This window comes from Sagittula sp. (assembly GCF_052825245.1).
On sequence record NZ_JBRBWD010000049.1, the window covers coordinates 1 to 4,331 of the forward strand.

General features: G+C 57.0%; 4 protein-coding genes and 1 pseudogene. 3 read left to right on the forward strand and 2 right to left on the reverse strand.

Features of this window, described 5'->3' with window-relative positions; genetic code table 11:
* Both ACU0DV_RS20700 and ACU0DV_RS20705 read right to left on the reverse strand, forming a co-directional pair.
* A pseudogene (locus tag ACU0DV_RS20700) lies at positions 1 to 131 on the reverse strand (PIN domain-containing protein); the annotation flags it as partial.
* On the reverse strand, positions 121 to 348 hold the full coding sequence (locus ACU0DV_RS20705; RefSeq protein WP_009815510.1) for an AbrB/MazE/SpoVT family DNA-binding domain-containing protein: 228 nt from the start codon (positions 346 to 348) through the stop codon (positions 121 to 123). The pseudogene ACU0DV_RS20700 and the gene ACU0DV_RS20705, both read right to left, overlap by 11 nt.
* Positions 349 to 661: 313 nt before the next feature.
* Between ACU0DV_RS20705 and repA the strand changes: the two genes are divergently transcribed.
* The 3 genes from repA (at position 662) to repC (ending at position 4,275) form a co-directional block, all read left to right on the forward strand.
* Positions 662 to 1,849, forward strand: a complete 1,188-nt coding sequence (gene repA / locus ACU0DV_RS20710; RefSeq protein ID WP_027263652.1) for a plasmid partitioning protein RepA — start codon at positions 662 to 664, stop codon at positions 1,847 to 1,849.
* Positions 1,846 to 2,862, forward strand: a complete 1,017-nt coding sequence (repB, locus tag ACU0DV_RS20715; protein ID WP_446273574.1) for a plasmid partitioning protein RepB — start codon at positions 1,846 to 1,848, stop codon at positions 2,860 to 2,862. The genes repA and repB overlap by 4 nt, the downstream gene beginning before the upstream one ends.
* A gap of 177 nt (positions 2,863 to 3,039) precedes the next feature.
* Positions 3,040 to 4,275 (forward strand): plasmid replication protein RepC, encoded by a 1,236-nt coding sequence (repC, locus tag ACU0DV_RS20720; RefSeq protein WP_446273575.1) that lies wholly within the window; start codon positions 3,040 to 3,042, stop codon positions 4,273 to 4,275.
* Positions 4,276 to 4,331 lie beyond the last annotated feature (56 nt).

The following is a 4,331-nucleotide window of genomic DNA, read 5'->3' on the forward strand; positions in this document are numbered from 1 at the left end:
ACCATCGCTTCGTTCAGGACCTGAACGCTGATCCGGGGTCCCTGCCCCAGAATTTCCTCCGCCCTCTCAGCCTTTGGACCATCGTCGAGCAGGTAGAGCACAACATTCGTGTCTGCGAATTCAGCGCTCATGCGCGGCGTCGCGGCTTAGACGCGCGTCCTTGGGCAGTTTTCCGCGAAACCGCCTTAGCCCTTGTAGAACTTCATCGGCACGAGGTTGGCGTCTCACAAGAATGGTTCCATCGTCCTTTACCAGGTCGACCTGATCACCTTCCTTTAAGCCGAGTTCCCTCACAAGATCCGCGGGTAGCCGGACGGCAAGGGAGTTTCCCCATTTGGCAACTTGCATCTTGTCCTCTCAGGCATGGATAAACATCCAATAATGTATATCCAGAACTGCCAAAAGGCAAGCTCTGGTGCGCTCAAAGCCATGCTGGAGCCCTCCGACAAGAGTTCTCCCCTGTCCCTTTTCGTGAGATGCGGTGCGTTACACCATGCAGCAGGAAGCCTAACAGCCTTGTGTTCGGTGACGACCCGCCCACTAGATGTGGAAAAACCTTGCGCGAATCCGACTCTTGCGCCAATAGTCACGGAAACGAGGCAAAAAACGTCAATTTCCGTGAACACGCCAAAGACGCGATGTCTCGGAAGCGAGAGGGCAGATGGATAATACCTTTGTGCATGAGGATCTCAACGCGGTGATCCGCCAGCATTCGGAATGGCTGGCGAACCAGTTGCATTCGCAACGTGAGAGCCTGTTTCCACCCGATGCCGAGAAGACCATGCGCAAATTCACCTCTGGTGAGGCTGCGGCGCTACTCGGCGTAAACGATTCCTATCTTCGCAAACTCAACTTGGATGGCAAAGGGCCTTCTCCCGAGCTTACCGCCGGCAACCGTCGTCTTTACTCGGCGCAGGATATCCAGGCGCTGCGTGTGCTCCTTGAAAAAACCGCTCGCAAGCCGGGCGATTACGTTCCCGGACGACGAGAAGGTGATCATCTTCAAGTCATCGGCGTGATGAATTTCAAGGGTGGGTCCGGAAAAACAACAACCTCTGCCCATCTCGCCCAACGGCTTGCCCTGCGCGGATATCGTGTGCTGGGCATTGATCTTGACCCACAAGCTTCCTTCACCGCGCTGCACGGCGTTCAGCCGGAATTGGACCTCGAAGATGGTGGCACTCTCTACGATGCGATCCGCTATGAGGACCCGGAGCCGATCCGGTCGGTCATCCGCAAGACCTATATCCCCAATTTGGACTTGATCCCCGGCAACCTCGAACTGATGGAATTCGAGCACGACACCCCGCGTGCGCTGGCACAGGGCAATGCCGGACTTTTCTTCTTCCGCGTGAAGGAGGCGCTGGCCCAGGTCGATGAGGACTACGACGTGGTCGTCATAGATTGCCCGCCGCAGCTTGGCTTTCTGACCATGTCCGCCCTGTCCGCGGCCACGGGCGTTCTGGTGACCATCCATCCAGAGATGCTCGATGTGATGTCCATGTCGCAATTCCTCCGCATGACAGCCGACCTCATGGACGTGATCGCCGAGAGCGGCGCTGACATGTCTCATGACTGGATGCGCTATGTTTTGACCCGCTACGAGCCGCAGGATGCGCCGCAGAACCGCATCGTGGCTTTCCTGCGAACAATGTACGGCGAAGCCGTGCTGAATTCGCCCATGTTGAAGTCTACAGCCATCTCAGATGCGGGCCTGACCAAGCAGACACTTTATGAAGTGGAACGCAGCGCGTTCACGCGTTCCACCTATGATCGCGCGATTGAGAGCCTGAATACGCTAAATGACGAGATCGCCGACCTAATCCAGAAAACCTGGGGGCGCACATGACCAGTGGCAAGAAGAAGCGCATGTCAATGCTGGACAGTCTCGCGGCAGCTGGGGCCCCCTCCCCTGCCCCTCAGACAGGTGCTGTGACACCGATGATGACCTCGAATCGCGCCCTTCGGTCCGCCCGCGACGCGGTCGATTCCCATCATGTTTGGGAACTGGACCCGGCGAGCATCGAAGACGGGCGTATGGCGGACCGACTTGACCCGGCCGATGTACTGGATTTGCGCGACGCGATTGAGGCGAACGGTCAGACTGTTCCGATCCTCGTGCGACGTGCGCCGGGTGAAGATGATCGCTACCTTTTGGTCTATGGGCGACGCAGGCTGGAGGCGATCCGTCAGTCCGATAAGGTTACCAAGGTTCGCGCGTTAGTCACCAACCTGGATGACGACAGCGCTCTGCGTGCTCAGATTTCGGAGAACATGGGTCGGCGCGATTTGTCTTTTATTGAAAAGGCCCTGTTCGCAAAGGACCTTGTGTCGTCCGGCTTCGGAAATCAATCTCAGGTTGCAGAAATTCTTACCGTCACGAAGTCGTCCATATCTATGGCGATCGCGATCGCGGACATGGTCGGGCCGGATCTGGTACGCGCCATTGGCGCCGCCCATGGCATTGGCCGACCCCGATGGGAATCCCTTGGTCGGGCCATCGACGAGAATGGTCTGGACCGCGAGGACCTTATCGGGATCGCGAAAGAGGCACGTGAAAATGCCGAGACCTCCATGGTGGTGGATGACGTTGCCTCTACCAATGACCCGTCCATCCAAGCGTTCCTGGCCGTAGAAAAGGCTGTGACCAAGGCGATTAAACCGGCCAAGTCGCCCTCCCCTGCCCCACCTTCCAGCGTCCCGCTGAAGATCGGCGGCAAACGCGGCGGCACGGTCAAACGCACTGCCAAGGGCCTATCGATCGAGTTGGCGGATGGAGACTTCGCCGATTGGGTCGAGACGCAAGTGCATGACATGATTGAAGACCTTCACGAACGCTGGAAGCAGCGGTCGGAAGACTGAGGAAGAGCAGAAATCAAAGAAGGAGGCACGAAAAGGCAAAAGAAAAGGTCCCGCAAAGCGACCACTCCACGAGACCCTAACTTGTTTCTAGCACCTTCAAGGTAGTGTCCGGAGCTATTTTCCGCAAGTCCAAAGTGATTCGCGGACCGGGATATTTTTGTCTTCGTGAATGACAAAATGGAATACACGCCCGTAACGCCGTTCCGGCGAACGATAGATGCTGCCATCCTGAAACATCAGGCAGCGACCCAGGAAGACCTGCCCCCAGCCGGCGCCAACAAGTGGGAGGTCCTGAGGGAGCTCGCTGCCGCTCGAGTCGCGTTCGGCTTGTCCGATCGGGATTTGACGGTGCTTCAGGCGCTGGTCAGCTTTCACCAAGCGACAATTCTCGGAGGCAATGACAGCGAATTGATTGTACATCCGTCCAACAAGGCGATTTGCGAGCGCCTGAACGGCATGCCCTGCTCGACGATGCGGCGCCATCTCTCCAACCTTGTGCAGACTGGCTTTGTTGTCCGGCGCGATAGCCCCAATGGGAAGCGCTATGCCCGCCGCTACGGCGACGAAAAGGTTGCGTTTGGGTTCGACCTCTCTCCGCTCGTTCGACGCTTCCAGGAGGTTTGTGAGGCCGCTGAGACCGTCCGGGCCGCAGAAGAGCGGTACAAGCGCCTACGTGCCACTGTGAGCCTCATGCGGCGTGACCTCGCAGGGCTGGCCGAGTACGGGCGCTCACTTCGTCCGGATCAAGGCGTCTGGGACCAATTCTCTGATCTTGCGGCCCTAACGGCCCGAGATCTTCGCAGAAAACTCGAAATGGAAGACCTTAGGCGCATCGAAGACGCTTTGGGGTCAGCTTTAGATCACGCCCGAAGCCTTCTGGATGGCTGTGAAACAGAAAATATGAGCACCAATGATGCTGTTTCTGAGCAGCACTATCAGAATTCAAATAAAGACTCTTATGATCTTGAACCTCGCTTAGAAAAAGCGCGGGGCGGAGGCGCTGTGCGCGAAACTCCAGAAGTTGCCAATAGTCCTCTGTGTTCTGAAGATGAGGGCAACTCAACGGCAACTATTGACGATCAACTGATGCCGAACATACCGCTTGGTCTCGTCCTCGCCTCCTGTCAGGAATTCAAAGCGTATTCCGAGCAGCCCGTGCGCCACTGGCACGATCTGGTCCGGGTGGCTGATGTGGTCAGGCCCATGATGGGTATTTCCTCGTCCGCGTGGGACGAGGCCAAACGCTATATGGGTCCCGAAGAAGCGTCTGTTGTGATCGTTGCAATGCTTGAACGGTTTGCGGATATCCGATCACCTGGAGGCTACTTGAGAACCCTATCTTCAAAGGCAGCAATTGGGGAGTTCTCCTGCGGTCCGATGATCATGGCCTTGATGCGGCGGGATGCTGCATGATGAGTTCACAGCTGTGAACTCGGCTGACAAGTAGGATAGCTCGGGATAGTTCACAG